Source organism: Methanothrix thermoacetophila PT, assembly GCF_000014945.1.
Lineage (GTDB): Archaea > Halobacteriota > Methanosarcinia > Methanotrichales > Methanotrichaceae > Methanothrix_B > Methanothrix_B thermoacetophila.
The window spans coordinates 1,046,546-1,073,153 of record NC_008553.1; the positions used below are offsets into that span (position 1 = coordinate 1,046,546).

A 26,608-nucleotide genomic window follows, 5' to 3' on the forward strand; every position below is an offset into this window, starting at 1 on the left:
TATCCTTAACTTTGCATTAGTGGCACATACTCAAAGCAGATTGAATCGCATATGTAATAAAATGATGATAGAACCAATAACCACAAAAGGGGTACAGAAATGGTGACAGTTAGTGTCATCCTTCCCACCTACAACCGCGCGCATGTGGTGGGCCGGGCGATCCGCAGCGTGCTTGAGCAGACCTACGAGGACTTCGAGCTCATCGTGGTTGACGACGGCTCCACGGACAGCACCGAGGAGGTGGTCAGGAGCTTCGACGACCGGCGCATCCGCTATATCCGCCACAAGCAGAACAAAGGCAGATCGGCAGCTAGAAATACTGGTATAAAGATCGCAAAAGGTGAATATATTGCATTTCAAGACAGCGATGATGAATGGTTACCCGAAAAGCTAGAGGAACAGATGGAGGTATTTAAGACCTCTTCACCACAAGTCGGGGTTGTTTACACCGGATTTTATCTATTTTATGATGATAAAAAAATATATATACCATCGGCTAATGTAAAGACGAAAGATGGTAATATCTATGATGAGCTTCTTAAAGGAAATTTTGTTGGCACTCCTGCGGCAGTAGTCAGAGCTGAATGTTTAAAAAAAGTTGGTATGTTTGATGAAAGTCTCCATTGTCTTGAGGATTGGGAACTATTTATACGAATATCTAAAGAATATATATTCAAATACATTGATAAAGCATTAGTAAACGCATTTCGTTCACCTAATAGTATCTTGTTAGACCCAGATGCATGTGCAACGGCGATGATGCTAATAATGGAAAAACACATTTATCCTCTCGGTGATCAGAGAAGATTAGCAGAAATGCAGTATTCAATCGGGAATTATTTATTTAAATCAGAAAAAATATGCGAAGGTAGAGCACGTCTTTTATGTGCTTGGAAGTTAGATCCGCTTAATATCAAGTATTTCCTAGCATATCTTGCATCTTTGTTGGGGAAAAATGGCTACGTCACCATTGTTAGATTAAAGCGACTGCTCTTATCCGTCCGATAACTCATCAATAAGAGGTACTGTTCATGCTAAGTGCTTCGGGAGTGTGAACAGGTGCTTTCAGCAACCAATAAGCACACAAAAGTGGAGTGAACCCCTCTGAGTGGACAACTGGTTAAGCAATGCCAACTCCAGGAGGGGATTGCATGAGGATTCCTATAAACCATTCATAGAAAGCTTTATATACTTTAAATACTATTATTAATTATGAATTCTTTTATGGATTGGGCTCTTTTTGAGCTTAAGAAGAAGAACGCGGCACGCAAGCGAGACACGAAGCTTCTTCAGGTCTCAGAGTTATAGGGCAGTGTGCCGAAATTGCTGTAATTTCGGCACACTGCCACTGGCTTATGCATTGAGAATTTTATCAAGATTTAGTATAAAATAAATTTGAATGATAGACACACCCTCAGTAGGCGAAAGATCTTTCTAGCAGCTCGATCGGTAAGGTGGTTGTAAAGCTGCGCGGAGGATGTATTAAGATGATCCGTGGTCCACAGGGTGTGCAGGCTTTGGGCTTTCATCAGCTCACGACTGTGAGGAGCGCGCGGTGGATGCACGCCGCCTCTGCCAGCATCCGCCGCGACAGCTCTCTCCCGCACGGCTCGCCCGCGCGCGCAGGGGTGCGCATGCGCCTCCAGGGGCTCGCGTTCCAGGCGATCGAGCACGCGCGCGGCGGGGGCGAGGAGGTCGTGATGGTCGCGGGGAGGCGGGGATGGAGAGAGAATCAGACAATAGATCCATGCTTAATTTGAATATAAATTATAGAATTATTGCTAATCCGTTCATTGCATATGTATATGTTAATTTGATAGTCTTTATATTGTATCAACTACGTTGGTCAAATTTGCTACCGAAATTAAGTACTGAATTGGTCTATTTTATATTTTTTACTGTCTATATAATGTTGTTTATCGGACTTCTTTCAATTAAGTTAGCAATTATCCCAAAATATAAACCAATTAATATGACACATAATCCATTTAAAGTAATAATTTCGATAATTATTTTAATTATTATAGAATTTATTCATAATAATGGAGTGCCATTGTTGTTGCTAATTAATGGCATAAAATATAATTATATGAGTTTCGGTATTAAAACATTGCATGTTTTTATTTTGACATTTATATCATTTTATGCTGTATATCTTTTTCATCTGTTCGTGTCGCAAAAAAATAAAAAAATTTTATTATATGTAATTATATTATGTTTTTATCCTATATTAATAATTAACCGAGGTGCATTACTCATCATTTTAACTTCGATCATTTTTATTTTTTTAATGAATATTAGAGGATTGAAGTTGGAACATTTTATATATATAGTATTATTTTTAATATTGGTGGCATATGGTTTTGGATTATTGGGTGACTTAAGACATGGGAACGAAAATTATTTTATTTCGATATCTCACCCAAGTAAAGAGTTTTTTGATTCACATATTCCAAAAGAATTTTTATGGGCGTATATGTATGTTGTCTCACCTTTAGGAAATTTGCAAACAACCATTAATGATGTAGAAATTAGTTATTCAGAGATCGAATTTATTCTGAGGTGCTTAGTGCCAGATTTTATATCAAAGCATTTTGATTTTAACAAAACACCTCTTATTCAAATAGCTCCAGAACTTAATGTTGCTACAATGTATGGAGCAGCTTATGCAAGCATGGGTTGGTTGGGTATGATATTCATATTTATTTATATGATATTAATTGTTTTATTATATTTAATCTTTTTACCAAGAAATACCCCTTATACAATATCTGGCATAGCTTTGCTTACTACTCTCATAGCATATACTTTTTTTACTAATATGCTTGTATTTACAGGAATGATAGCTCAACTTGCATATCCTATATTATTTGGGTATCTTTTTAGGGTTGGACGTGATAAAAATGTATAAAGTATTCGCAATAATTGTAACATATAAACCTAATGTTCGGGTTTTAATTAAAACAATATATAGTCTTAAAGATCAAGTTTATAAGATAATAATAGTTGACAATACAGAGGATGGTTTTAATTTTCAACAAATCCTAACAGCCAATAACTATAAAATAAAAATAATAAAATTGTGGAATAACTATGGAATTGGTAAGGCACAAAATATCGGCATCAAAATAGCAATAGACGAGGGTGCTGAGTATATAATGCTGAGTGACCAAGACACCGAGTACCCGCCAAATTACATAGAAAATATGATTAAAGCAATTGGGGATCTTTCTTATAATAATTCACAGATTGCCGCGATCGGTCCATCCTATGAAGACCTAAATAAAGACGGCAGAAGAGGATACTTCGTTATTTTTAATAGCTTTTTTATAAAAAGAATTTATGCAAAAGAGGGATGCCTTCCTGTTTCACAGCTTCTTGCTACAGGGATGATAATTCCGGTAAAAATTTTAAAATCTGTTGGATATATGAGGGAAGACCTATTCATAGATTGGGTTGATATGGAATGGTGTTGGAAAGCAAGATCCATGGGGTATCAAATATTTGGTAATGCTAATGTAGTCGTCAAGCATGTGTTGGGCGACAAGTCGGTTAAGGTTGGTCCTAAATATTTCAATCTTCGCTCTCCGAGTAGACATTATTACATGATTAGAAATGGATTATATTTAGCGCTAAATTCTTCCTATATAAATTGGCAGATGAAATTGCGACTTCTTATATCTATGTTTTGTCGAGTGTTATTCTATGCTATTTTATCGAAACCACATTCCACGCATCTGAAGTACTGCCTTCTTGGCATATATCATGGATTCATAGGGAGGCTGGGTAAACTATGAGTATAAATATATCTATTGTAACATATAAATCAAGTCTGGATCTTGTTAGACGGGTTGTTACTTGCTCTTTGAAAAGCAATTTAGTTAAGAAATTATATATCCTCGATAATTCTCCTACTGCCGAGCTACAGGAACTCACCGCTTTAGATTACAGGATAAAATATATTTTTAATAATAAAAATTTAGGATTTGGTAGAGCGCATAATATTGCTATGCTTAGGTCTATTAAAGAAAATGTAAAATATCATCTTGTTTTAAACCCAGATATATCTTTCCATGAAAATGTTATTGATGAACTCTATGATTACATGGAAGCAAATCCTGATGTAGGTTTGGTGATGCCCAAGGTACTCTACCCCTCTGGAGAGATACAGTATTTATGCAAACTTTTGCCAACACCATTCGATCTATTCTTCAGAAGATTTATGCCATTTAAAAAATTGAATGAAAAAAGAAACAATATATACGAACTTAGATTCACAGGATATAATAAAATTATGAATGTACCTTATCTTTCAGGATGCTTTATGTTTTTAAGAACAAAAGCACTTGAAGATGTCGGGCTGTTTGATGAAAGATTCTTTATGTATCTAGAAGATACAGACCTATGCCGACGAATATACAGTAAATACAAAACGGTCTTTTATCCGAATGTAAGCATCTACCATGAATTTGCAAGAGGGTCATACAAGAGCAGTAAGCTGCTAATGGTACATATAAAATCCGTAATTTATTATTTTAATAAATGGGGGTGGTTTTTTGATAGAGATAGAGATAAAATAAATAAACAAGTGTTAATGGAGCTGAATGCACGAAACTATTAACTCAATGTTATCGCTAGCCAATTTGTTAAGTGATATCAAGATTTTCGAGAAGAATCTGTGGTGCAGCCACGCAAATCAGTTGCGTTAGCAGATGCTATAACCCAATTCACGAACCTCGCTTTGGGAGAAAACCAGCTAGTGCTCCATAACAAAATGTTTTAACCATTGCGTTGATCTATCCAGGCTATGGGTAGAAAGAGAGTTCATGAAGTGAGTTTGAAAGAAGGCGAACGAGATGAGCTTGAGAGTTTCATCAGGAAGGGTAAAGCCTCCGCGAGGAGTCTGACGCGTGCGAGGATACTGCTTCTTGCGGATGATGGCAGGAGTGACAAAGAGATAGTAGATGTGTTGAAGGTTTGCAGGGGTACGGTGCGTAATACACGTGACAGGTACTGGAAGGGTGGTCTTGATTGCGCGCTGAATGAGAAGCCGCGGAGTGGAGCACCATCCAAGATAGATGGGCGGGTTGAAGCTGAGCTGACGCTTCTTGCGTGCTCCGATCCACCAGACGGCAGATCGAGATGGACTGTCATGCTTCTCAGAGATAAGCTTGTTGAGATGGGCGTTGTGGATTCGATATCTCATATGACAGTGTACAGGACATTGAAAAAAAAAAAAAAAAAAAAAGCTCAAGCCATGGCTCGAGAAGAGGTGGTGTATAGGTAACATCACGGGCGACTTCATATGGCATATGGAGGACGTGCTGGATGTTTACGAGCAGCCCTATGACCCGAAGCGTCCTGTGATCTGTTTTGACGAAAGAACATGTCAGCTGTTAGGCGATACGATAGTCCCGATACCCATGAAGCCAGGCAGCCCGAGGAAGGAACATTACGAGTACGAGCGCAACGGCACTTGCTGCGTATTCATGGCGTTTGAACCTCTTGCTGGCAGAGGGATTGTCTCTGTCAGGGAACGTCGAACAAAGATCGATTATGCAGAGTTCATGGTGGATCTCGCGAATCAGTATCCGGATGCAGAGAAGATCATCGTCGTCCAGGACAACCTCAATACTCACACCATGGGCTCATTCTATGATGCAATGCCTCCAGATGACGCTTTCAAGCTCGCAAAACAGTTTGAGTTCAATTACACTCCAAAAAAGGGTAGCTGGCTCAACATGGCTGAGATAGAGCTATCGGCATTATCAAAACAGTGCCTCGACCGGAGAATACCTGACATCAACAAACTGAGAGACGAAATCAATATCTGGCAACAGGAACGAAATGCAATCCGCGCAACTGTACAGTGGAAGTTCAGCAAAGATAACGCCAGAGCAAAACTCAAACGACACTACAATACGGTTAAAAATTAATGTTAAGGAGCACTAGTAAATCAAGAGCAAATATTTGATCAGCTTGTGTGTGATGAGGAGGAGCTTTACGATGGGGCAACTCTTAAGTAAGATGATGTAGGAGGAATTCCGTGATGCATAAGCTAGGCCGCTTGTTTCGGAGCTTTATAAATGCCAATACCAAAATCAGCCATTGGTTTGACAGTTTGCTTCCTGCGAAGTATCGTATTGAGGGATATCAGGATGTGCTACACTCCGTCATACCCAAATATGTTCGTGATGACTGGGTCGTTTATGATATTGGTGGCGGAAAGAACCCATATGTAACGATAGACATGAAATCAAAGCTTAATCTTCATATCATTGGAGTCGATATCAATGAGAATGAGCTCAACACCGCACCTCTCGGTGTTTATGACAAGAAGATAGTTGCTGATATAACTAAGTACGAAGGTACTTGTGATGGCGATTTAGCTGTATGCCTTGCAGTGCTGGAGCATGTCCAAAATGTCGAAGCTGCATTGCGGGGAATTAACAGCTGTCTCAAAAGAGGTGGGCTTTGTGTGATATTTGTACCATCTAAAAATGCTATTTATGCTAAAATTAACAGGATATTGCCACAAGATTTGAAGAAAAAAATACTGTTCTCCATATTTCCAAATTGCTGTGTTGGATAAGTAGCTTTATATTCATATATTCTCTCTTATTCTTTCAAGAATCTTCGTCATAATGTTATACGCTTAAAATTATAGTATAAAATGTGAACATCCTGCGTACTTCGCGAATCATGCCTTCCTTCGAAGTGGCCCTCACAGTCTCGCCAAATATCCTCTTAATTGCTGAGAATACACTTTCAGCCGCCCACCTTCTTCCATATCCATGCACAATTTTCCAACTGTGGTATCCATACTTCATAAACTCAAGAACTGGTTCGGCTCTGGACGAGCCTGCTTTGACGATAGCATTCTTCCTGATCTTGATTCCAGGCATATCTACGCCCTTCTCTTTCATGAAATCGAATACCCCCTCCTTATCATAAGCTCCATCCATCAGTGAATCTTCAAGCTTAACATCTTCCAGCAGCGGTTTTACCATCTCATGATCAGTGACGGTCTCATCGGTTATCTCGAAGGTTACGGGCTTCCTTGTTTCAACATCTACGGCGATATGCACTTTTATCCAGCCTCTGCGTTCAACACCATGACTTTCTCTCATCCAGTCGCCTCTATTCGTAACCTTCATTCCTGTTGAGTCAACTGCGACCACTAAATCGTTATCAGGTATTGGAATATTCAACTCCAAATTCGTAATCCTCTGCCATAATGTCGAATAATCGGCAGCCAACAGCCCAGGAACAAATCCGCTTAGCGCCTGAATAAATCCTTCGAGCTGCCTGTATGGTAAATGAAGAAAGGCGTATGCTAAACCACAAAATTGAATAAATGTCTCAGGATAGCGATAGGGTCTGCCATTCTTGTTCTTATTCATCTTCAGTAGCTCTTCATCCCAATTATTCACAAAGTCAGTGCTAAGGTAAAACCATCCTCGCCTAACCAATTTCTCATTGTATTCGCGCCAATTGCGGTTATCCTCATAGGCCATGAAATATATTATATATTTTCCTAGTTTAAATAGTTATCCAACACAGCAAACTTTTTCATACTAAGTAGATATTTTATTAGTTTCTATATGAGTATTTCGGTTTCTATAATACGTTTTTAGTTATCCAGATGGATACTTTTTCATGTATATGTAATGACTTGACATTGTTCTCTACTACTATCTTCCGGCAACGTTAAAATAAAATATTTTCAATTTATATTGCCTTTCTACTTTAGAAAGGGGGTAGAGGCGATTGAGGTTTGATTTGAGGAGGCGAGATCTTTTTGTGTCTATAACTATATTGAGATATATTTGTATGAAGTATAACGATATTTTCTGGGTTGGGACATGCGATGTGAGCAACCGTGGACGTTAGTACGTGGAGGGTTTGCTGTTAAACCGCGGTCAAGGGAACTGCACCAGGTTTGCGAAGACTGTAAGGAAGAGCACCTCGCAGTCGTTGCAGAACTTCATCACGGATTCGCCGTGGGACGAGAGGAAGGTCATAGAGAGGCTCCAGAGGGACATTGCAGAACTGATCGGAGATCCAGTTGAAGGTTCGATACACATAGATGAGACAGGATTCCCGAAGCAGGGCACCCATTCGGTGGATGTTCAGAGGCAGTACTGCGGCCGGCTTGGTAAAGTCGATAACTGCCAGGTGGGTGTCTTTCTCGGATACGTAAACGGCTCACGTCGAACACTTATCGATGGTCAGATGGTCAGCTGTATCTCCCAGAGGAGTGGGCGAACAACAGCAGGCTGCGCAACAAATGCAAGGTTCCGAAGGATGTGAGGTTCAGGACGAAAGCCGAGATCGGGCTCGATATGGTGCTCAACGCCCGTAAAAACGGAGTCCCTTTCGGCTGGGTCGGAATGGACTGTTTCTACGGCGAACAGTCACATCTCCGGAAGAAGCTCGATGAGGAAGGGCTGGTCTATATCGCAGACATAGCCAGGGACACTCGAGTCTGGATCAAAATGCCTGAGATCGGCATACCAGAACGAAATGGAGATCGAATTCCATCGCGCAAACGGGTTCTCGACGGCGAACCTGAGCCGATAGAGGTACAGAAGCTCAAAGACCAGATTCGGGATTGGTCTATTGTAACAGGGATACAGAGCGAAAGGTGCTCCAGATCGAGATCGCTGCCATACGAGTCCATCCGGTCGAGGAGAGACTGCCAGGCAAGGAACAATGGCTCATAATCAGAAAAGATTCTGGAAGCTCATCATTCAAGTACCAGGCTATCGAACGCACCATGTGATACTGAAATCGAGCGACTCGCCAAAATGTCATGCAGCCGCTACTGGATCGAACGCGCGTTCGAAGATGCTAAAGGTGTCGCATCACTCGCAGATTATGAGACCCGATCGTGGAGATGCTGGCATCACCACGTCAGGTCTTCCTCGCAATGCTCGCTGTACTGATGATGCAGATCCAACTCGGTTCAAAGGCAGATCTGCTGACAGTCCAGGACGCAAGGAGATACTCGAGGTCATACTCCCAAGAGGAATGATCGATGATCGCACACTCCTGGAAATCATAAAGGCCAGGCATAAAGCAAGAGTCTCTGCCAGAGTATCGCACCACCGAAGATCTGCAGCATCGTCCTCTAAATAGTAGTAGGAGATGACAGTGTCAAGTTAATTTGGCTTTTTATACCCAAAGTCTGCTTATGCCTGGTGGGAGCGTTCCGGAACGAAAATGGAATTGCTGTGGTGCCTCAGGTCGTCGGGTTCGGTGACGACCTCCTGGAGGAGGCGAACAGAGCGCTGAGGCTGTGAGAGCGCTCGCGATGAGGTGCATATTGTGGAGAGGCCCTTTATCCAGAGCTGGGCTGCTGCACATCATACCATCATCTGTGCTCCGATATCCCCATGCTGCCCATCGAGGGTTGCCGGCTATTTTGAGCCAAGCTCAAAAAATATTTAAGCAAGATACACCATCTAAGTAATATTGAACGCTCTTATGTGTTTGGCAACTTGGAGGCTGTGCGGTGTGGCAGATGTAAACGCTCATCCATCTGCCATGAACGCATAGCAGGGTCATTGCCTCTTCGGGCAAGTCACCAGATGGATAAGAGCGATCATTAAAATTGGACCTGAGGTGAGAATATTTCTGCCAGTTCAGATATACTAAAAAGAGGTGAGCTAGTTCGAGCGCTAGTGCTGGCAGTCCTTCTAATTTTCGTAGCAGCTACAGCCAGTGCAGTCACAGGATTGCAGAAGGAGCAGTCGGCCTTAACACCAGCACAGTCTATTGGGGCAAGGACCGGTTACACAAACGAGTTCACAAATGAGACAATTATGGCTTTGGATTTGTACTATACAGACGCGAAGGAGTCCCCCGGCTCTGTCTACCACGCGGGAACGCCGCATCCGCATTACACAAGAAGGAGTGGAAACATCTACAGCTTCCTATTCCATCCAGGGGTACCTGAGAAGCTTTACTTTGTTAATGCTAACGAGAACAAGATCTATTTAACAGTCTTAACCAGCTTGGGCTATTCGGCAGAGGAGGTGGTCTACACACAGTACCTACGTAAGGGACATAGCATTCGCGCTGGATGACGCCGGTAATCCGCATCTCTACTTCAGCGAGGCCACAGGTGCTGGAGCTAACGGCATGATTTACAGGCTTGAGGGCAACGGCACAGCGACTCCATTCTACGAGGTCAGGCTTTCTGATGTCGGCGGCTCGTGGGCGGTGACTTTGCATTCGATACTGCGGGGAACCTGTACCTGAGTTCTGGAAACCGCATACCTGCAAGCATATACAGGGTAAGATCGGGAACCGGTGCTGTTGAGACTGTCTATACCGATAACGCAGAGCCGATCAAAGGGCTGATCGTGCAGGACGGGCACATATACTACGCAAATTGGAGAGACACAATTTATGATCTGAATCTCACAGATGGGAGAAAGATCGACATCTACATGGACCCGAACAGAACCTGGCTCTCCGATGTGGGATTCAGGCGCGTTCTGAGTGCTGATGAAATACCAAGAGCTGGGACATACGACAGATTGCAGCTGAGAGATTTTACGAGGACAATGACCAGAGCAGCTATCCACAGATAGCCACCCATACGTCATCGGTTAAGATCGACATGTGTAGAATTGGACTTAATAGTCTTATCCCCCCTCAGTACTGCTATCAGGACTCAAGTCCACAGGTGGTCGATTTGAATCAGACTCTCCAATCTGGCGTGATCACAATTTGTTAAATTCCATGGTCAATATATTTACATACCTTAACCGATGACCAATGAAATGGATTTACATAAAGTTACGCAAAGGACTATAAATCATAAGAACTGATAAGTAGATATTATTAAATAGCAAAAAATCCCAATACCAATGTAGCTACACTCTCTCCAAGGCAGTGTTCATCAAAATAAGATTTAGAGGGAGGAAGAACATGGGAACTGCAAAATCGATTAGCGCGTTAATCGTGATATCGTGCTTTATCATTACCCAGGCGTCGGCCGGGAATTTTGTACTGCACATATTCGGAAATGCGAACATGGATGACCGTATCGACGAGAACGATCTGGAATTCATTCGGATGGTCATCCAGGGCGAGAAAAGTGCCACCGAGCTTTGCGATGCCGATCATAATGGCGTGGTGGATGCATCTGACATCACCCAGGTAGAGCGCATCATTAACGGAACTGCAACAGAGATAACGGTGATCGATTCTGATGGAAATGTGGTGACCCTTCCTCAGCCGCTGGAGCGGCTGGTGATCTACAATCATCAGTGCGCGGAGGTACTCCAGCTCATGGGTGTGGACGACCGGGTGGTGGGCGTCAGGGATACTTTTGCAGAGCAGCGGAACCGTTTCCCCAGGCTGAGTCAGGTGACCAGCATAGGAAGTGGCGGCGAACCCAACATCGAAGCGATACTTAAGGTCAAACCCCAGGTGGTGCTGGCATACACATTCTATCCTGTTGAGGATGCACTTGACGCAAAGCTTCCTCCAGATGTAAAGGTTCTGCGTCTTGACTGTGAGTGCAGTGGTATCGGGCCAGATGCCATGCGGGAGAAGATCACCATGATGGGATACATATTTGGCACCCAGGACCGAGCGGAGAAGTATCTGAAATGGCATGATGCTATCGTCTCCCAGGTTGAGGAGAGGGTGAAAACGATACCTGAGGATAAGAGGGTGCGCGTGTATCTCGAAAGCACGCCGGAAGGGAGCAACCCTCAGACATCAAGAACCGCCATAGGTAGTGGTCACGCCGCAAACAAGCTTATTGAGATGGCTGGCGGCGTGAATATAGCAGTTGGCCACCTGCCAAAGTATCTCGATACCCCTACGGAATACGGGGAGATTGAGACGGAGTGGGTGATATCCCAGAACCCAGATGTAATAGTCGGAAGGGCTATGGGAAAGGGAATACGACCCTACGAGAACGTGAACTCCAGCCTTCTCCAGAGCTACGATAGGGAGATCAGGAATCTTCCTGGTTTTGACAGGGTTAAGGCAGTGCAGGATGGCCGTGTGTACATAATCACCAATGATTACGCTGTGACACCGAACTACCCGTCTGCGCTGCTGGCACTGGCCAAGTGGTTCTACCCGGAGCTCTTCCAGGATGTTGACCCGGTGGCTGCGCATCAGGAGTACGTCAATATGATGGGACTGGATTTCGATGTGAGAACAAGAGGCGCCTTCACGTTCCATGCAGGTAACTCATCCTGAGGAACTCGCCCCATTTTTGCTTCTGACGAAATAGCAAAAATTTGACATCATTATATTTTATCGATTCTTTTTTATATGGATACGTGGGTCGTCCGCATTACGTCGAAGTCGTCTCAAAATTCACAGTCTCCTCCAGATAATGAGAAATGCGACCAGCTGCAGGAATCCCAGGAAGCAAACCAATGCATCCGGTTACAAGCATATACAGTATCCCATTGATGGTCTTCCGGTCGTCGGCTCTCTTTCTGCCAACTGCTGGCTGCATGGGTAAGAGTGGTTTGATGAACAACCACCGCTCATCGGTCAGCTCTTTATAGTTATCCGCATAACTGTGTATAACCTATTGCTCCGAGGAACCGTTGTATCCATGATCCGGCGTAGCTCATGGAGTGCGCGAATCTGGACCAACCCTCTGAGATGACTCTTTTTGCGTCTTCCAGGTTTTTTGGTAGTCTGCCATTATCAAAGGCAACTGCCCAGATTCGCGTGAAGGTCAAACGCATACTCCGGAGGCATGGATATCCGGTGGACAGACAGGATGAAGCTGTGCTCACCGTCCTGGAGCAGGCAGAGGCGGTGGCCGCGGAGTGGGCCTCACGAGCCTCTCACTCCGATTTCAATCCTTCATCTTGATACCTTTCCATGCTCCAATCTGCTTTTCGCCCACTTTTGGATAGCAAGCCAAAAAGGGATGATAGTCTGATCCATCATGCGTGAACCAAATGCTTTCATATACCGCGCTGGAGGGAAACCTCTGAGAGGGCATTATTGTCACAGTCGCAGGAACTGCTCGTACTTCTCCCGCCTGGTGGCATCAGAGATGTGCATGTACCGCATGGTGGTGTGAACATAAGAATGCCTCATGAGCTCCTTGACTGTCACGATATCGCAGCCACGCTTCACCAGGAGGCTCCCAACGCTGTGCCGCGAGAACACATGCACCCCTCCCTGCTTCTCGATACCTGCGAGCCTCTTGTAGTACATGAACATCCGGTACACCCCACGGCGCTCCCAGCGTTTTCCGAAGTCAGTGTAGAAGAGCGGTCTGCGCCCCTCAATCAGGAGCGGAGGCCGGACCTCAAGGTAATGCCTGAGGGTCCTTGCGCAGTCATCGGTGATGTAGACCACTGCGTCCCTGCCACCCTTACCACCACGCACGAAGACTGTCAACGCCTTCAGATCCACATCAGAATCGTCCAGGTTGACAGCTCGCTGGCACGGAGACTGGCATAAAACATGGTCTTCAGCATCGCAAGATGTTTTATGTTACTGCACACACTGAATATTCTTGTGATATCCAGCTCATCAAAATAGTACGGGAGGGTGTTGTTCGGCTTGATGAACTTGAAGCTGACATGCTGCCCGAGCATCTCGTGGTATTTCCGTATCGAGAACGAGTAGTTGTTGACCGTGCTCCGTGATAGCCTCATGTCATGGAGATGATCCCTGAAGCGGGCAAAATCATCTGCACTCGGCGAATCAGTTCCCGCGAATTCCATGTACTTCCTCACATGCAGCACATACATGGGTATGGTGGACGGTCGAAGCCCATTATCCTCCAGGTACCTCCTGTAACGCTTCAGAGCGGGCATGAGATCTTCAGCATCACGCTTCCTCTTCCAGTTCACATTCATACGCTTCTTGGACATGCCACATCATCCCTGAAGCAGCGAGCGCGAAAGAGAACCCTGCATCCCAGATATAAATTCTATGGGAGTTATGAATCAAAAATCGATATGCTTAAATGCGGGGGACGGGAGTCGAACCCGCGAACCCCTTCGGGACAGGGTCCTAAGCCCTGCGCCTTTGACCTCTTGGCAACCCCCGCATCCCTAAAGAGGCCTGCGCCCCACCATCCATTCCAGGACAGCCTTTGATGTGTGAAGCCTGTTCTCGGCCTCCTCTAATACAACACTCTGCGGGCCGTCCATGACCTCGTCCGTGATCTCCTGGCCCCTGTGCGCCGGCAGGCAGTGCATCACTATCGCGTCCCTTCCAGCAATCTCAAGAATCCTCTGATTTATCTGATACCCGCTGAAGCTCCTGAGACGCTCAGCCTCCTCTGCCTCATCACCCATCGAGATCCATGTGTCTGTAACGAGCACATCAGCATCATGCGCTGCCTCTGATGGCTCAGCGGTGATCTCCGGCACGCCGCCGAGCTCTCTGGCCCTTTCTAATATTTGGCCCTTTGGCTCATAACCCCTGGGCGATGCCACGATCATCCTCATATTCAGCATGGCAGACGCCAGGATCAGTGAGTTGCACACGTTGTTCCCATCCCCGATCCACGCTATCCGAAGACCCTCGAGATAACCAAAGTGCTCCCTGATCGTCATCATGTCCGCCAGGATCTGAAGCGGATGCTCCTGGTCTGAGAGCGCGTTTATCACAGGCACGCTCGAGTGAGCTGCAAGCTCCTCCACAGTTCTGTGAGAGAAGACCCTGGCGGTTATCCCATGTACATATCTTGAGAGAACCCTCGCGGTGTCGCCAATCGTCTCGCCGCGCCCGAGCTGGAGCTCATTTGCGCTGAGATAGAGTGGATGCCCGCCGAGCTCTGTGGCTGCGACCTCCAGGGATACGCGGGTGCGAGTCGACGGCTTCTCGAAGATCATCGCAACGCTCTTTCCTGCAAGAGGCAATCTATCGCCAAACGCACATCCGCCCCGGCCGGAGCGCTCTGCCTTGAGATCCTCCGCCCTGTCCAGGAGTGCCACGATCTCCTCAGGAGAGAGATCGGCTATCGATATCAGAGAGCGATTGCTCATGAGACCAGCTCCCTGAGAAGGTCCTCGACTGTTGGAACTTTATCGTCTGTCACGCTTACCGTCGCGCTGATGCTCTTGTAGCTGGGTATCCGGGTATCATCTGTTTCCGCTGGGACCAATCGGTTCGACCAGGGGCTGTTCGGCATGAATGCCAGACCGGGATGCGCATCATCAGAGATTCTGGCCACCACGACGACCCTCCCGTTATCGCTCTCCACGAGCACATTCGATCCGTCTTTTATTCCAGCCTTCGCTGCATCGCTCTTATCAAGAAAGACCACAGCGCTCATCCTTCTGTAGTCCTCGCCGAACCTGTCGACCTCCTGAACCTCGCTCTGGAATATGTCTCTGAACGTCACGATCGTAACCCTCATTCAGATCTCCTCCAGGATCTTCGAGAGAACCTCTTCATCTGATGGATACTCGCTCTTCATGATCGGATCGAACTCGATCCTCACACCGTCCATCCTGAGAGCGCTTCCGCCTGCCTCGATGCCAGACAGAGCTGTTGGTATCACAACCCTCGAGAGCTCGGTGGTGAGAGTCCTGTGCGGATCGAGGGTGATCATCGGGACCCTCGCGAGCGCCTTCGCGATCCCTGCTGGAAGGGATGATATAGGATCAGTTCCCACAACCAGAGCGAGATCGCAGCTCTTCAATGCCTCAACCACGCTGTACATCGGCCCGTGATCAACACCATCACCAAACGATACCCTGTTTATGAAGCCTGTCTCATCGAAGAGGAGCTGGTTGAACCCTCGCATGTTGTAATGCCCCACCATCGGTATGACATTGTATCTGGTGGTCTCGTTCAACCTGCTTACCAGCGCCTTCAGGCGGTCCATTCTCCCCTTGAGGGAGTACGCAAGGCCCAGCCCGGGGAATATAACGCCCATATCCGCTTTTTTCAGAGTGGTTATCATTGAGATCATGGCCTTCTTGTCTCTCACCTTGGGAATCTTCCCATCGAGGACAGCAAGCATCGCCTCGATGAGATCTGCATCCCCTCCCGGAGAGATCTGTATGAAGTTCCCGGCGAGTATCTTGGCTGTGGGAGATGTCCTGATGTCTATCAGAAAAGCGGTCCTGTCCTCCTCATGCCCCCTCTGGAGCTTCTCCCCACGCGGGAAGTATGAGAAGCGTGACATGTGTCTTGGGTGGCTGCTCGATGGATCACACCCCCAGAAGATCAGAGTGTCTCCGTAGTTTCTCACATCGTCCAGGGTGCAGGTCGGGAGCTCTCCGCGAATAATCATATCCACGATCTCACCCTGGCATATGGAGGAGGTATCATCGATGATTGCCCTGGTCTTCCTGGCGAGCTCGATGCCCTTCCTCTGCGCCTCCAGTGTCGAACACGACCAGCCGAATAGCAGAGGCCTCTTCGCATCTCTCAGCATCTCCGCAGCCCTGGAGATTGCCTCATCGATGCCGACCTGCTTCCCATCAACCCTCGGCACAGATCTGTCGGAGGTGAGGGATCTGTACCTGCCGAAGCCCTTCCTGCATAGGTTCTTCGTCTTGGCTATTCTTCTTCCATCAATCGAGACCTCGATATCATCGCAGAGAAGGGAGCATCCTGTGCATACAGCCATTGAATCACCTCAGACGAACTCTATGGCCTTGCTCGGGCAGGTCGCAGTGCACAGATTGCACAATATCCTGTTCGGGCCGAACCGCCTGCACTCCTTCGGGTTGAGGCACTTCACAACACCATCCTCCACGACCAGTATGACCTTATCGCTCTTCGGCCCCAGCCCGATTGCAGATCCCTTCGGGTCGTTTGCCACGTTCACCGGGCAGGCCACCACACAGTTGCCGCAGCCGTAGCACCGATCCTCGTGGATTATCAGCCCGGTCTCTGTGGCGCCTGCAACCGGCGCCATCACCTCTCTGAGCTTCTTCAGCTTCTCCTCGTATTTTGGCTCCAGCAGAGGCGTGCAATCCTCGATCTGCTTCTCCCTGGCAAGAAGGGCAACAGCGAATGCCATGCATGTCGGCAGGCCACATTTCTTGCAGTTCAGCTTTGGTGTTAGCTGATATATCTCCATAACGCTGACCATCAAATATCACCTGCCCTGGAAGGGTTCTATTTCCATGCGTAATAATTGTATCCATTGGCGGGCGGGGTGTCCGGATAAGAGCTGAATTCAGAAATCTGTGGATTGCTGCCGACAGTGGTGCAAAACCGTCTTCAAACACGTGGACAGGGATAAGAGCTGAATTCGGAAATCTGTGGATTGCTGCGTTTGGATGGAGGAGATACTCAATACTTATTCGGACAGGTCCGGCGGGCGATGTGGTGTACACAACTCTGATATTCCCATGCTGTTTTGAATATTCAGGATCAGACAGGCATCTCAATACAAAAAATTTAATATAAATATGATGCTCTTGTCAGAGCTTCCTTATGCGCATCAGGCACCCGCTCTCAGATAGCTCGGTCTCCAGGCCAATTCCCATCTCTCTGAATGCTGATTTCCAGTGCATCTCTGAGCAGGTCCTGCAGTGCTCCTTTGCGACAAGTGACGCTCCGAGCCTTGAGAAGGCCTTGGCGCCCTCGAGGATCGCACATCGTTCTCTGTTTATAACCACAGATCCGTCGTCTTCTGTCACCTCAATCTCGGAGCCGAACATGTTCTTCTCGTTCGTTGCTATCGCCACCGCCACATCCAGTGGCTCTGTGAGATCGAGGCGCTTGAATGTCGCTGCCACCTGCCTGGCGCCAAGCTCCAGGAACTCCCTGATGCCCTTCTTTCCCAACCGCTTTCCTACGTAGCCCATGCTCCCGTAATAGTTGCCAAGCCACCATCCGACAACGCGCTGCTGTATCTCTGACAAGGTCAGTACTGGTATGTCTGTCATCTTGCTCTACCAGGCTTTTGCCCTTCAGCTATAAGAGCATCGTGATGAACATAAAGCGCCACCAACCGTAGAAGATCCCTGCCGGCGACGGTAAAGAGGTCAATACCACAGAACCCTTTGCCGGTCCAGAGCCTCCACTCACGGTGCAAAATCTCTGCTTTAAAAACGCCAGACAACAAATTGTGGCAGGAGGCCTAATGGGCCTCGCCGACGATGTCCTTTCCTGCCTCCTTGCCTGTCACTGTCTCCAGCTTGCAGACGTCCTTGCAGACGATCGTATCCTGCTCCTGGTACTTGGTGTAGGGGTTCTCCGGAATCGTCACATCGAGACCCATCGCAGCTGCCACGAGCTCCACGACATCCAGGACCTTTATCGGAGAGTTCACCGAGTTCCTGCCGTCCATTATGTTGCGCCTGCAGAACGGGCATGTGCTTGCTATGATGTCTGCCCCAACCTGCTCGGCATCCCTGAGCCTGTTAACCGCGCAGTCAAGCGCCAGGTCTGGAATTCCGGCCTTCACGCCGCCTCCTGCGCCGCAACACCTCTGGAACTCCCTGCTCCTCTCCATATCGATGAACTTCAGCCCGGGTATCGACTGGAGGACATCTCTTGGAGCCTCGAACGCCCAGTCCCTGCCCTGGATGTGCATTAGATGGCGGCCACTGTGGCAGGGATCGTGGAATGTCACTGTGTATTCTATGCTTCTCTTGTAATCCACCTCTCCAGACCTTATCTTATCTCTTAGATATACTGAGAGAGGCACGTTCTTGTATGGTATGTAGCCTTCATACCATCGGGGCCAGTCTATGGTCGCAGTTCTCATGCATCCAGCACAAGCGTAGAGGACCGTCTCGACTCCCCTGTCCTTGAGGGCGTCTATGTTGTGAACCGCATGCTCCTTCATCACATCTCTCTGTCCAGTCCTGACAAGCGCTGAGGCGCAGCACCACTCATCCTTGCCGAGCATGCAGAAGTCCACACCGAGCGCGTTCAGCACCCTCACCGTCGCAACACCGAGAGCCTGCTGCCTGTATGCCGCTGTGCATCCTGCGAAGTAGGCGATCTTCCCAGACTCATCGACCTTCGCGTCCTTCGGAACCCAGCAGAGCCTGTCCTCCTGCTTCGCCTGATACGGGTTTCTGTCCGTCTTGAGCAGCTTCGGGAAGAAGGACTGTTTTCCGTAAGGGCCGTTGCCTCTGACCACAAGATTTGGCCTTATCGCCTCCCAGAGCTCCACGGTGAGTATCGCGGACTCGCAGACAGTGCCGCAGACGCCACATGTCGTGCAGTAGTATGTATCCTCTGTGTACTTGTTTATATCATCCTCATGGAGCGGCTTGGGTCCAAAGAGCTTCGCCCTAAGACCATACTGGCTGTCGAGGAGCTCTCTGAACTTGGCGATCTTGTACATCGGGGTTATCTCAGGCCTGTCTGGGCGTACAGCGTAAGTTGGACACCAGTTCATGCACTCCTTGCATCTCGTGCAGGCGTTCAGCTCCATGAGCTGAGTGGACATCAGGAATCCTGATATGAGGGGCTTATTGTTGGTCTTGTTATTCGCCAATTTACTCGCCTCCTCTGTTTGCGAGGATCGTCATCGGCGCTGCTATGACGTGAAGGTACCTGCTCCACGGGAGTATGAATGCGAATAGACAGAGCGCCAGTATCGTGTGTATCAGTGCGAAGTGTGGAGCATAAACCGGATTTGCGAAGACATCTCCCACCAGGAACGCGTTTCCGCGCATCCACTCCGCATAGAAGCCCGTTATTGTTATCAGGAACACTCCACCGATGAGCACCACATCGTAACCAGTTGTCGCGTCCCTGACCTCTTTGAGCAGGATCCTGCGAAGTATCGAGATCGTGGAACCGAAGAGCAACAGATATCCAAAGATGTCAAAGGGCAGCTCCATAGCCTTCTTCACCATCTCAGCCTGATGAGCCATGCCAAGAATGTTAAAGTGCTCTATAATATCCATGAAAAGACCGAGACCCGAAAGCGCAGCAAGTGTCACAAATCCATAAAAGATGGCCATATGCATGACCCATCTGACGGGGCTTCTTCGCAGAGTTCTCCTGAGGAGAAGCACATCCAGTATAAGTGTTCTTATAAAGACCCATACTCCGTCCTTGAATGCCTCATGAATCCAGGTGGCAATGAACAGCCAGAAGCTGTGGGCGAGCGGCTCTTGGTATCCTGTGGAGCCAATGCCCCACTTCTTGAAGTTGAAGTACATGCCGTAGAGCCAGATCGCCAGCACAACGACTGTCAAAGCTATCACGATGGAGAAGGTGAGGCCCAGTGTGTAAAACGCCATCTGATTTCCTCCTACGCCAAATCTGTTTTACGAGCAGCCGTTATCGGCGAATTAGTTACCAGTCACTAATACTTAAACATTCCTCCAAGCTGGATGTGATGCTTCCGAAGTGTATTCGAGAGTTCCACCGCGCTGGTTCTGATAGCATATTCTGTGATTCGACCACACGACCCGATAACCATCATTAGGCTTTACAGCAGATAGATGCGAGATTAATATTACTAACATATAGATTGAATGCACAAAATAAACTATTTATATTATAACAACAATACACAATGCTAAAAGAAGACCGTGATGTGCATGAGACAGTTCTCTGTAAGGGTTCTCGATGAGAGGGACGCCGAGTTTGTGGAGACTCTGGTCTCCGTGGGCATACCCAGAAACGTGGCTGCCATGATAACATACCTATCCAATGTGGAGGAGGCCACATCCAGGGAGATCGAGATTGGCTCAAACCTCAGACAGCCAGAGGTCTCAGTTGCGATGAGAACGCTCAGGGCGAACAACTGGGTGGAGGAGAGAGAGCTGAAGAAGGACGGCAAGGGCAGGCCCATGAAGGTGTACAGGTTGACTGTGAGCCTCGACGAGATCATAAAGCACTTTGAGGAGGAGAAGAAGAGAGAAGCTGCAAAGATAATGGAAAGCATACAGAGGCTGAGAGAACTGGGCAAGAAGCTCAGCCCGAGGGGATCTAGCCAGCAGATACAACCCGGATGATCTCGATCTCTCCTGGAAGCACTAAGTCATTAAATGGAACGGGAACCCCGTCCCTCGTAATCGCCACGGTCTCTGGGTTTATACCAAGAAGATCCAGAATCTCGTAGTACGAGGTCCCCTCAGGCAGGACGAGCTGCCTCTCAGACTCGACACCAGCGAATATTCTCACAGATACTGATATCAAAACCCCTACTCCTCACCGCCTGCGCCCTTCAGCTCATCCAGGTGTGTCTTCAGCAGCTTCTCCTCAAGGCTCTCCATCTTCTTACCGCCCTTCCTCTCGGTCTCGCGCTTCTTGAACTTAGGCACAAGCATCACCAGAAAATGATATATCCTCAACTGTATTAAGTTTTATCCTTTTCAGAAGGAGCAGTCCGAACAAGAGCTCAAGCCAGAAATTTGGACCTAGCTCCTTGGATGTCTGAGATACTTATTCCTAATCGGAAATTCCTTCCAGAAAGATGGTGACGCGGCAGAGTCGCTGTTAATGAACGTTATGGGTGCACCAGGATCGTGCATAGAAATCGATCAATACGTTTCAAACAACAAGTCCTCTGAGATCACATGGTGACCAGGAAGCCAGACCAGTGCACCTGCTGGGGCTGAATGCTGAGCAGTTTACTGTGAAAGCACGACCTGAAGGAATCCACCTCCGGTATATAGACACGTTTTTTGGAAGAAACCATCCCGAATGCTTTCGTCCTTTCGGCACGCATCTACTGTTGCACGCGGGTTTCCGGACGACTTAATACCTTACCGGAGTCTGTCTTTTGAGATAGAATTCGTCTCGAAACTATTTAAGCAACGATGCGGATCTGCATCGATCCTGCGCGGAAATACAATCCACATAAATCAATACGCCTGGGAATTTTGAGACGACTTCATACAATGCTTTGGATGCACGGTGCTTCAAAGAACATTTGCATGGAGAGCCTTTTTAAAATATGAGCTACATCTTTCCACCATGGGAAGACGAGCAGAGCGTCCCATGCTGTGGATGCTTCTTGTGATAATCTCGGTTCAGGTCCTCTCGCTGGGTATGATGCCTGCGCTTTCGGCGAGTGAGGTTCGGGTCTTCGAGGATCCATCTGCGACGTCAAATGCCATACTCTACATTGTGCTGGTGCTGATATTCACTGGATTTCTTCTTTTAGCGACAAGGCTCGGCTGGGGCTGGCTCGTCTCAGGAACCGTCCAGCTCTGCCTATTCCTCAGCGTATTTTACGTTCTCGGTGTATACCTGCCTTGGGTGCTGGCTTTCTCGATCTCCCTTGCTCTCATGCTTGCGATGGTATACTACCCAGAGTGGTACGTTGTGGACCTGCTGGGGATTCTTGTGAGCGCGGGGGTCAGTGTTCTCTTTGGCCTCAGCATGGAGACCCTGCCTGTGGTCGTTCTCCTCGCCATTCTTGCTGTCTATGATGCGATATCTGTCTACAAAACAAAGCACATGGTAACGTTGGCTGAGAGCGTGATAAATATCAGGGCGCCTCTGCTCTTCGTCATCCCGAAGAGCAGGAGCTACAGCTTCCGGGGCAGGGGAGCTGATAGAAGAGAGGCGTACTTCCTGGGGCTGGGAGATGCGATAATGCCATCTGTGCTTGTTGTATCCGCGAACTGGTCGCTTCCCGCGGGTCATGAGATCTTCGGCGTTGCCCTGCCGGCGATCGGCGCGATGCTCGGGACGTACATGGGATTCATGTTTCTCGCAACGACATCGGGCGAGAAACCGCAGGCTGGATTGCCCTTCCTCAACGGCGGTGCTGTAATCGGATTTCTCGCAGGATGCATGCTATCAGGCGTGCGGCCATTTTGAGCGTGCTGCATGTGGATCTCTGGGTCCAGACCGAGCCCTTTGCATCGGCGCTGTTGCATGAAATCAGAATCCTCTCGTCAGTCGAAGGGACTTTCTGGGCACTCTAGCGAGGTACAATCTGAAAGTCAACTCTGCTCCTCTTTCCCAAGAGATATGGAGCAGATTGCGCGCGCACCATTACTGGAAGACCGCTCTGAAGCAACTCTTCGTGTTCAAGGGGTTCCACGACGGAGACGTTAATAGTCTCACCATTGATATTCTGCACGACATCTGATGCCAGTTGGAGCCTCTCCGAGTACTCCAGATCCACGATCTCTTTGCCATCGATACAGACCGCATCCCAGATTATGATCGAGGGCCTGATCGATGATCTCCTGGCGCTCCTCCTCCGGTTTATCAGTCTGGTGATCTGGGAGAGATCTTCCCCTGTATGCATTTCTCCCTCAAGCATCGCAGATCTGCTCGCCTCTGTTTTAAGACCGCTGAGGACATGGCTGATATCCCTTCGTCTGTTGGTGAACAGCCAGGATCTCTCCTCTGATACGTGGAGCTGGACCCTGATGCCTCTTCTTGCATAGCAGATGATATCCGATTTGGCAATGGAACCGTGCGCAGACGTGATCCTCACATGTGGAATCTCCATCATGACGAACGGGATACCGGGTGTGAGCCTTATAGTGTCCAGAGAACCGGTAGATGCAGCCTCCGCCACATGCCCCATCTCCGGCAGCCTCGAGTATGCTGCCCATACCTTTTCGACATCCACCCCATAAGCTCTTGATATCGCTGCTGCAATCGTCCTCGGCCCGATCCCGGATCTGAGCCCCGCTGCTGTGAGAGCTATGTATCTCCCCTCGAGCGGCGGTGATGATAGCAGGAGGCCCGTGAGCATGGACCTGCGTCGACCCTCAGATCCCCGTCCCTTCGACTTCATGATCTTGTTAAGCACGCTGTGGACGTAGCAGATGGTAAGAGACGGCTCGCCTATGCCTCTCTGGCGCTTGTGGCGGATCGCGTGCTCTGCCATCTCTCCCATATCCCCACCCTCAATCCGATCGGAGATCGAGAGGATCGCGTCCATCAGTATATCTCTTCCGGTGAGCTCCCCCGGACTCCAGCTCGGCCTTATTCCACCTGTCAGGAGCCGCACCGCAGGGCAGATCTCCTCTTTAGAGATAGATCTCAGGAGAGATGCGAGGGCGCCGATCCTGTCCCGCTTCCTGCAGCTCAGAAGCTCTGCAATTCTCGTGTATTCTGTCATGATCCTCCGCGGGTGACGGCGGTACCTGCATTTTCAGATCCGGCCATCACCCAAGTCCTGCCTTTACCTTATCTGAGAATCCTTACGATCACGAAGATCCCGCATGCGTTTATGGCCAGCATCAGGAGAGCGCCGACGAGCCATCTGGGAATCAGTCCTCTGTCGGGCTGGCGGAGATCCAGTGTCGTGTCATCGAATAGGACGATGGATCTCAGATGCCCATCGAGATGGAGATCGTAAACTCCTCTCTCCAGCCCCCTGAATGTGTAGCTGGAGGAGCCGCTGTCTTCTGCAATAAGAGAGCCGTTTCTGTAAATATCCACATCACCCGGGCGCGGCAGCTCCACCCTCAGGCTGTAAGTCTTTCTTATGGGGAGGCTTCTACCATCGCTCATCGGGAGATCCCCCTCTATTCCGAGCAGCGCGAGAAGCGTTGGGGCGATATCCGCCTGCGACCACTTGCCGCCCACGATCACATCGTCCACGCCAGGGCCGATTGCTATCAGTGGTATCCTCAGACTCTCCAGACGGTCAGAGTAGTTCTCTCCCGCATGCCCTCCACGGGATCCTTTGAAGGACATGCCATGATCTGCGGTAACGATGAGCAGCACATCTCTCTCCCTGCAGGTGCGAACCAGCTCCCCCAGCCCCACATCCAGCGCCCTTACAGCTCTGATATACTCGTCGAACCCTCTGTAATGACCAGCTGAGTCGATGCCGCCGAGGTTTACGATGAGCAGAAAGGGCAGGTCCAGCCTTCTCACGATATCTGTGGCGGCATCAAGCCCCCATCGATTGTATCTTGGATAGCTGGAACTGTAAAATCGGTAGGCGTGCATCCATTCCTCCAGGATCCTCCTCGCATCCTCAGGGAGATCGCTTCTGGATCCCATGATGGGCTCAGCTGAGAGAGAATTGTTCTCAAAATAAAGAACGCCATCCTGCTTCAGGAGCATGCTCATGAAGTCGCCCCTCTGAAGTACCGCAAGGCAGATGTATCCTCTCTTTCGGGCTGCGTCGAATATCGTGGCGTTATCCATTCCCACAAGAATCTCATCAGCACTCGAGCACCCTGTGACGATCGTGCTGTGCCCTGGAACAGTGGACGGCACCGGCGCCCGGATGTCGAGAACCCTGGCGCCATCGCTGATATTGAATAGCACTGCCTGCTTGAGGGGCCTCCCCTCTACAGAGTATGGGATATGCTCGGGATAGATGTAGCTCGACCCGAGTCCATCGACGATGAGAAGGACAGCCCCTTTTGGAGACCCCACACCGTCCGGAGATATGCCGTCGCTGGCGCAGATTGCTGGAGATATGAGAAGAAAAATGATGAGCGGTAGCATCAGCAGCATCAGAAGTCTGTCATGATCCTGTACTGATCGATCTCGCTCTTCTTCAGCTGGCTCAGGAACTGCTCGGTCATATCTCTTACATCCTTTGATCTCGTTATTGCTCTGCCAACCACGATTATGTCTGCACCAGCCCTGAGTGCGTCCCTGACGTTATCCACCCTGATCCCGCCGGCAACTGCAACCAGGATTTTTCCCCCGAGAGATTTGATCTCAGGGATGCTCTGCCACGCATGCTCGCTGTTCTCCATGTCAATCGCCCTGTGGAGCTCAACCACGTCAGGAAGCACCGAGAGGCTCCTGAGAACCTCAACCGGATCGCGCACGTTGAGCATATCCACTATGGAGTATATGCCGGTCTTCTTCGCCTCCTTGATCGCGAGCTCGATTGTCTTCCTTGGCGCCAGTCCGGAGATGACAACAGCATCCGCAGACGCATCAGCAGCAAGCCTGACCTCGAGATTCCCTGTGTCCAGGGTCTTCAGATCGAGCACTACAAACGATCCAGGTCTCGCTCTCCTCACCTCCCTCACGACCTGAACACCATGCATCTTCACCAGCGGCGTGCCCATCTCTATCAGCAAATGATCGCTTTCGGGGATCTCAGACAGGACCCTCTTCACCTCGGCGAGATCGACGATATCGAAAGCTATCTGAAGGTAAGGCGGATCCCACAGCCTCATGACCCTGTAGCCCATCACAGGATGCACAGATCTCTCCTTCTCGTAGAGAACCTTGTCGACGTCCGGGAATCCCTCCATCGCCCTTTGTATGGCGAGCTTCGTCGCGCCGTAGTTGTACCTGTAGATCGCGTCGTAGTCCTTCGCATCAGGGTGGATGAAGACGGATACTATGATCACCAGCTCCTCAGCACGCTCCTTTGGGATCACACCCTCCTCCACTGCATCTGCCACGGCCTTTGCCACCGCAGTCTGGGCCGGACCGAATATGATCGCCGCCTGTTCCATGTTCTTCACGGTGACCTTCGGAACTATCAACGTCGATGGCTTTGCCAGAAGGTTCGGCCGTATGACAGAGAGAAGCGGGGTGTGCCCGGCTGACAGCTGCGTGAGACCATTTGCAAACGCAATGCCCACCGGACCGTTCTTATCCCCGATAAGCAGATCGATGTGAGCTACCTCGGGCTCCTTCCCGATAAGAGCCTCTCCTACCAAAAACAATCCTACACCTCTCATCCCGAAAAAGGCTGCTGACGTATTAATCTTTCCGCCGGTCTGAAGTGGGGCTATACGTACTCAGCGCATTGATTCAG

The 26,608-nt window shown here is 48.7% G+C and carries 30 protein-coding genes, 1 tRNA gene and 1 pseudogene; 15 read left to right on the forward strand and 17 right to left on the reverse strand.

Annotated features, from left to right (window positions below; all coding sequences use genetic code 11):
* Positions 1–99: 99 nt before the first annotated feature.
* From MTHE_RS05005 to MTHE_RS05035, 7 genes are all read left to right on the forward strand, one after another.
* Positions 100–1,008 (forward strand): glycosyltransferase family 2 protein, encoded by a 909-nt coding sequence (locus tag MTHE_RS05005; RefSeq protein ID WP_011696144.1) that lies wholly within the window; start codon positions 100–102, stop codon positions 1,006–1,008.
* A gap of 479 nt (positions 1,009–1,487) precedes the next feature.
* Positions 1,488–1,760: a hypothetical protein gene (locus MTHE_RS05010; protein WP_175265815.1), complete on the forward strand. Its 273-nt coding sequence runs from the start codon at positions 1,488–1,490 to the stop codon at positions 1,758–1,760.
* A gap of 590 nt (positions 1,761–2,350) precedes the next feature.
* Complete coding sequence (locus MTHE_RS05015; protein WP_175265816.1) at positions 2,351–2,911, forward strand: hypothetical protein; 561 nt, start codon at positions 2,351–2,353, stop codon at positions 2,909–2,911.
* Positions 2,895–3,797, forward strand: a complete 903-nt coding sequence (locus tag MTHE_RS05020) for a glycosyltransferase family 2 protein (protein WP_232840920.1) — start codon at positions 2,895–2,897, stop codon at positions 3,795–3,797. The genes MTHE_RS05015 and MTHE_RS05020 overlap by 17 nt, the downstream gene beginning before the upstream one ends.
* Complete coding sequence (locus MTHE_RS05025; RefSeq protein WP_011696148.1) at positions 3,794–4,621, forward strand: glycosyltransferase family 2 protein; 828 nt, start codon at positions 3,794–3,796, stop codon at positions 4,619–4,621. The genes MTHE_RS05020 and MTHE_RS05025 overlap by 4 nt, the downstream gene beginning before the upstream one ends.
* Positions 4,622–4,807: 186 nt before the next feature.
* A protein-coding gene (locus tag MTHE_RS05030; protein ID WP_076611373.1) for an IS630-like element ISMth1 family transposase occupies positions 4,808–5,936 on the forward strand; the annotation gives its coding sequence in 2 pieces (ribosomal slippage) (positions 4,808–5,227 and positions 5,229–5,936; 1,128 coding nt in all).
* A gap of 185 nt (positions 5,937–6,121) precedes the next feature.
* The gene (locus tag MTHE_RS05035; protein ID WP_175265818.1) at positions 6,122–6,592 is read left to right on the forward strand and encodes a class I SAM-dependent methyltransferase; all 471 of its coding nucleotides are present in this window, start codon (positions 6,122–6,124) and stop codon (positions 6,590–6,592) included.
* Positions 6,593–6,647: 55 nt separating this feature from the next.
* On the opposite strand, the gene MTHE_RS05040 is transcribed toward MTHE_RS05035, so the two are convergent.
* Positions 6,648–7,517 (reverse strand): IS5-like element ISMth3 family transposase, encoded by an 870-nt coding sequence (locus MTHE_RS05040; RefSeq protein ID WP_011695394.1) that lies wholly within the window; start codon positions 7,515–7,517, stop codon positions 6,648–6,650.
* 379 nt (positions 7,518–7,896) lie between these two features.
* On the opposite strand from MTHE_RS05040, the gene MTHE_RS09225 reads away from it, so the two are divergent.
* The 5 genes from MTHE_RS09225 to MTHE_RS05065 all read left to right on the forward strand — a co-directional run bounded on the left by MTHE_RS09225 (position 7,897) and on the right by MTHE_RS05065 (position 12,231).
* Positions 7,897–8,313 (forward strand): transposase, encoded by a 417-nt coding sequence (locus MTHE_RS09225; protein WP_175265819.1) that lies wholly within the window; start codon positions 7,897–7,899, stop codon positions 8,311–8,313.
* The gene (locus MTHE_RS09230; protein WP_268741206.1) at positions 8,244–8,726 is read left to right on the forward strand and encodes a transposase; all 483 of its coding nucleotides are present in this window, start codon (positions 8,244–8,246) and stop codon (positions 8,724–8,726) included. The genes MTHE_RS09225 and MTHE_RS09230 overlap by 70 nt, the downstream gene beginning before the upstream one ends.
* A gap of 1,101 nt (positions 8,727–9,827) precedes the next feature.
* Positions 9,828–10,091, forward strand: a complete 264-nt coding sequence (locus MTHE_RS05055) for a hypothetical protein (protein ID WP_175265820.1) — start codon at positions 9,828–9,830, stop codon at positions 10,089–10,091.
* Positions 10,092–10,220: 129 nt separating this feature from the next.
* On the forward strand, positions 10,221–10,601 hold the full coding sequence (locus tag MTHE_RS05060) for a hypothetical protein (protein ID WP_175265821.1): 381 nt from the start codon (positions 10,221–10,223) through the stop codon (positions 10,599–10,601).
* A gap of 445 nt (positions 10,602–11,046) precedes the next feature.
* Positions 11,047–12,231, forward strand: a complete 1,185-nt coding sequence (locus tag MTHE_RS05065) for an ABC transporter substrate-binding protein (RefSeq protein WP_232840820.1) — start codon at positions 11,047–11,049, stop codon at positions 12,229–12,231.
* A 97-nt stretch (positions 12,232–12,328) separates the two neighbouring features.
* On the opposite strand, the gene MTHE_RS09325 is transcribed toward MTHE_RS05065, so the two are convergent.
* Positions 12,329–12,568, reverse strand: a complete 240-nt coding sequence (locus MTHE_RS09325) for a transposase (RefSeq protein WP_394296056.1) — start codon at positions 12,566–12,568, stop codon at positions 12,329–12,331.
* A gap of 137 nt (positions 12,569–12,705) precedes the next feature.
* On the opposite strand from MTHE_RS09325, the pseudogene MTHE_RS09330 reads away from it, so the two are divergent.
* Positions 12,706–12,864, forward strand: a pseudogene (locus MTHE_RS09330) (type I restriction enzyme endonuclease domain-containing protein); the annotation flags it as partial.
* A gap of 138 nt (positions 12,865–13,002) precedes the next feature.
* Here MTHE_RS09330 and MTHE_RS05080 read toward each other — a convergent pair.
* The 10 genes from MTHE_RS05080 to MTHE_RS05125 all read right to left on the reverse strand — a co-directional run bounded on the left by MTHE_RS05080 (position 13,003) and on the right by MTHE_RS05125 (position 20,186).
* The gene (locus MTHE_RS05080) at positions 13,003–13,416 is read right to left on the reverse strand and encodes a tyrosine-type recombinase/integrase (RefSeq protein WP_175265823.1); all 414 of its coding nucleotides are present in this window, start codon (positions 13,414–13,416) and stop codon (positions 13,003–13,005) included.
* On the reverse strand, positions 13,407–13,880 hold the full coding sequence (locus MTHE_RS05085) for a site-specific integrase (protein ID WP_175265824.1): 474 nt from the start codon (positions 13,878–13,880) through the stop codon (positions 13,407–13,409). The genes MTHE_RS05080 and MTHE_RS05085 overlap by 10 nt, the downstream gene beginning before the upstream one ends.
* Positions 13,881–13,976: 96 nt before the next feature.
* Positions 13,977–14,059: transfer RNA gene (locus MTHE_RS05090), tRNA-Leu, on the reverse strand.
* A gap of 4 nt (positions 14,060–14,063) precedes the next feature.
* Positions 14,064–15,002: an ornithine carbamoyltransferase gene (argF, locus tag MTHE_RS05095; protein WP_011696154.1), complete on the reverse strand. Its 939-nt coding sequence runs from the start codon at positions 15,000–15,002 to the stop codon at positions 14,064–14,066.
* On the reverse strand, positions 14,999–15,376 hold the full coding sequence (locus tag MTHE_RS05100; protein ID WP_011696155.1) for a molybdopterin dinucleotide binding domain-containing protein: 378 nt from the start codon (positions 15,374–15,376) through the stop codon (positions 14,999–15,001). The genes argF and MTHE_RS05100 overlap by 4 nt, the downstream gene beginning before the upstream one ends.
* Positions 15,377–16,597 (reverse strand): formylmethanofuran dehydrogenase subunit B, encoded by a 1,221-nt coding sequence (locus tag MTHE_RS05105; protein WP_011696156.1) that lies wholly within the window; start codon positions 16,595–16,597, stop codon positions 15,377–15,379. It abuts the gene before it with no gap.
* Between the two features lie 9 nt (positions 16,598–16,606).
* Positions 16,607–17,065: a (Fe-S)-binding protein gene (locus MTHE_RS05110; protein WP_011696157.1), complete on the reverse strand. Its 459-nt coding sequence runs from the start codon at positions 17,063–17,065 to the stop codon at positions 16,607–16,609.
* Between the two features lie 334 nt (positions 17,066–17,399).
* Positions 17,400–17,867 (reverse strand): hypothetical protein, encoded by a 468-nt coding sequence (locus tag MTHE_RS05115; protein ID WP_011696158.1) that lies wholly within the window; start codon positions 17,865–17,867, stop codon positions 17,400–17,402.
* Between the two features lie 194 nt (positions 17,868–18,061).
* Positions 18,062–19,384 carry a (Fe-S)-binding protein gene (locus MTHE_RS05120; protein WP_011696159.1) on the reverse strand — a complete coding sequence of 441 codons (1,323 nt, stop codon included), beginning with the start codon at positions 19,382–19,384 and terminating at the stop codon, positions 18,062–18,064.
* Between the two features lie 49 nt (positions 19,385–19,433).
* Positions 19,434–20,186 (reverse strand): heterodisulfide reductase, encoded by a 753-nt coding sequence (locus MTHE_RS05125; protein WP_011696160.1) that lies wholly within the window; start codon positions 20,184–20,186, stop codon positions 19,434–19,436.
* A gap of 303 nt (positions 20,187–20,489) precedes the next feature.
* Between MTHE_RS05125 and MTHE_RS05130 the strand changes: the two genes are divergently transcribed.
* Entirely contained in the window at positions 20,490–20,906 is a 417-nt protein-coding gene (locus tag MTHE_RS05130) for a hypothetical protein (RefSeq protein ID WP_011696161.1), read from the forward strand.
* On the opposite strand, the gene MTHE_RS05135 is transcribed toward MTHE_RS05130, so the two are convergent.
* Positions 20,881–21,090 (reverse strand): MoaD/ThiS family protein, encoded by a 210-nt coding sequence (locus tag MTHE_RS05135; protein WP_011696162.1) that lies wholly within the window; start codon positions 21,088–21,090, stop codon positions 20,881–20,883. The genes MTHE_RS05130 and MTHE_RS05135 overlap by 26 nt on opposite strands.
* A 5-nt stretch (positions 21,091–21,095) precedes the next feature.
* The gene (locus MTHE_RS09235; RefSeq protein WP_268741187.1) at positions 21,096–21,224 is read right to left on the reverse strand and encodes a hypothetical protein; all 129 of its coding nucleotides are present in this window, start codon (positions 21,222–21,224) and stop codon (positions 21,096–21,098) included.
* Positions 21,225–21,870: 646 nt separating this feature from the next.
* Between MTHE_RS09235 and MTHE_RS05140 the strand changes: the two genes are divergently transcribed.
* Positions 21,871–22,722 (forward strand): presenilin family intramembrane aspartyl protease PSH, encoded by an 852-nt coding sequence (locus tag MTHE_RS05140; protein WP_011696164.1) that lies wholly within the window; start codon positions 21,871–21,873, stop codon positions 22,720–22,722.
* 103 nt (positions 22,723–22,825) lie between these two features.
* On the opposite strand, the gene MTHE_RS05145 is transcribed toward MTHE_RS05140, so the two are convergent.
* The 3 genes from MTHE_RS05145 to MTHE_RS05155 all read right to left on the reverse strand — a co-directional run bounded on the left by MTHE_RS05145 (position 22,826) and on the right by MTHE_RS05155 (position 26,516).
* A complete protein-coding gene (locus MTHE_RS05145; RefSeq protein WP_011696165.1) occupies positions 22,826–23,983 on the reverse strand; it encodes an ATP-dependent DNA ligase in 1,158 nt (385 codons plus the stop codon).
* A gap of 68 nt (positions 23,984–24,051) precedes the next feature.
* Positions 24,052–25,338 carry an alkaline phosphatase family protein gene (locus MTHE_RS05150; protein ID WP_011696166.1) on the reverse strand — a complete coding sequence of 429 codons (1,287 nt, stop codon included), beginning with the start codon at positions 25,336–25,338 and terminating at the stop codon, positions 24,052–24,054.
* On the reverse strand, positions 25,338–26,516 hold the full coding sequence (locus MTHE_RS05155; RefSeq protein WP_011696167.1) for a bifunctional 5,6,7,8-tetrahydromethanopterin hydro-lyase/3-hexulose-6-phosphate synthase: 1,179 nt from the start codon (positions 26,514–26,516) through the stop codon (positions 25,338–25,340). The genes MTHE_RS05150 and MTHE_RS05155 overlap by 1 nt, the downstream gene beginning before the upstream one ends.
* Positions 26,517–26,608: the final 92 nt, after the last annotated feature.

Bases quoted from the DNA above. Each gene is read 5' to 3' on its own strand.
- MTHE_RS05005 (WP_011696144.1), top strand. From the start codon at position 100: ATGGTGACAGTTAGTGTCATCCTTCCCACCTACAACCGCGCGCATGTG.
- MTHE_RS05010 (WP_175265815.1), top strand. From the start codon at position 1,488: ATGATCCGTGGTCCACAGGGTGTGCAGGCTTTGGGCTTTCATCAGCTC.
- MTHE_RS05025 (WP_011696148.1), top strand. From the start codon at position 3,794: ATGAGTATAAATATATCTATTGTAACATATAAATCAAGTCTGGATCTT.
- MTHE_RS05040 (WP_011695394.1), bottom strand. From the start codon at position 7,517: ATGGCCTATGAGGATAACCGCAATTGGCGCGAATACAATGAGAAATTG.
- MTHE_RS05055 (WP_175265820.1), top strand. From the start codon at position 9,828: ATGGCTTTGGATTTGTACTATACAGACGCGAAGGAGTCCCCCGGCTCT.
- MTHE_RS05065 (WP_232840820.1), top strand. From the start codon at position 11,047: ATGGATGACCGTATCGACGAGAACGATCTGGAATTCATTCGGATGGTC.
- MTHE_RS05085 (WP_175265824.1), bottom strand. From the start codon at position 13,880: ATGTCCAAGAAGCGTATGAATGTGAACTGGAAGAGGAAGCGTGATGCT.
- argF (WP_011696154.1), bottom strand. From the start codon at position 15,002: ATGAGCAATCGCTCTCTGATATCGATAGCCGATCTCTCTCCTGAGGAG.
- MTHE_RS05100 (WP_011696155.1), bottom strand. From the start codon at position 15,376: ATGAGGGTTACGATCGTGACGTTCAGAGACATATTCCAGAGCGAGGTT.
- MTHE_RS05105 (WP_011696156.1), bottom strand. From the start codon at position 16,597: ATGGCTGTATGCACAGGATGCTCCCTTCTCTGCGATGATATCGAGGTC.
- MTHE_RS05110 (WP_011696157.1), bottom strand. From the start codon at position 17,065: ATGGTCAGCGTTATGGAGATATATCAGCTAACACCAAAGCTGAACTGC.
- MTHE_RS05115 (WP_011696158.1), bottom strand. From the start codon at position 17,867: ATGACAGACATACCAGTACTGACCTTGTCAGAGATACAGCAGCGCGTT.
- MTHE_RS05120 (WP_011696159.1), bottom strand. From the start codon at position 19,384: ATGTCCACTCAGCTCATGGAGCTGAACGCCTGCACGAGATGCAAGGAG.
- MTHE_RS05125 (WP_011696160.1), bottom strand. From the start codon at position 20,186: ATGGCGTTTTACACACTGGGCCTCACCTTCTCCATCGTGATAGCTTTG.
- MTHE_RS05130 (WP_011696161.1), top strand. From the start codon at position 20,490: ATGAGACAGTTCTCTGTAAGGGTTCTCGATGAGAGGGACGCCGAGTTT.
- MTHE_RS05140 (WP_011696164.1), top strand. From the start codon at position 21,871: ATGGGAAGACGAGCAGAGCGTCCCATGCTGTGGATGCTTCTTGTGATA.
- MTHE_RS05145 (WP_011696165.1), bottom strand. From the start codon at position 23,983: ATGACAGAATACACGAGAATTGCAGAGCTTCTGAGCTGCAGGAAGCGG.
- MTHE_RS05150 (WP_011696166.1), bottom strand. From the start codon at position 25,338: ATGCTGCTGATGCTACCGCTCATCATTTTTCTTCTCATATCTCCAGCA.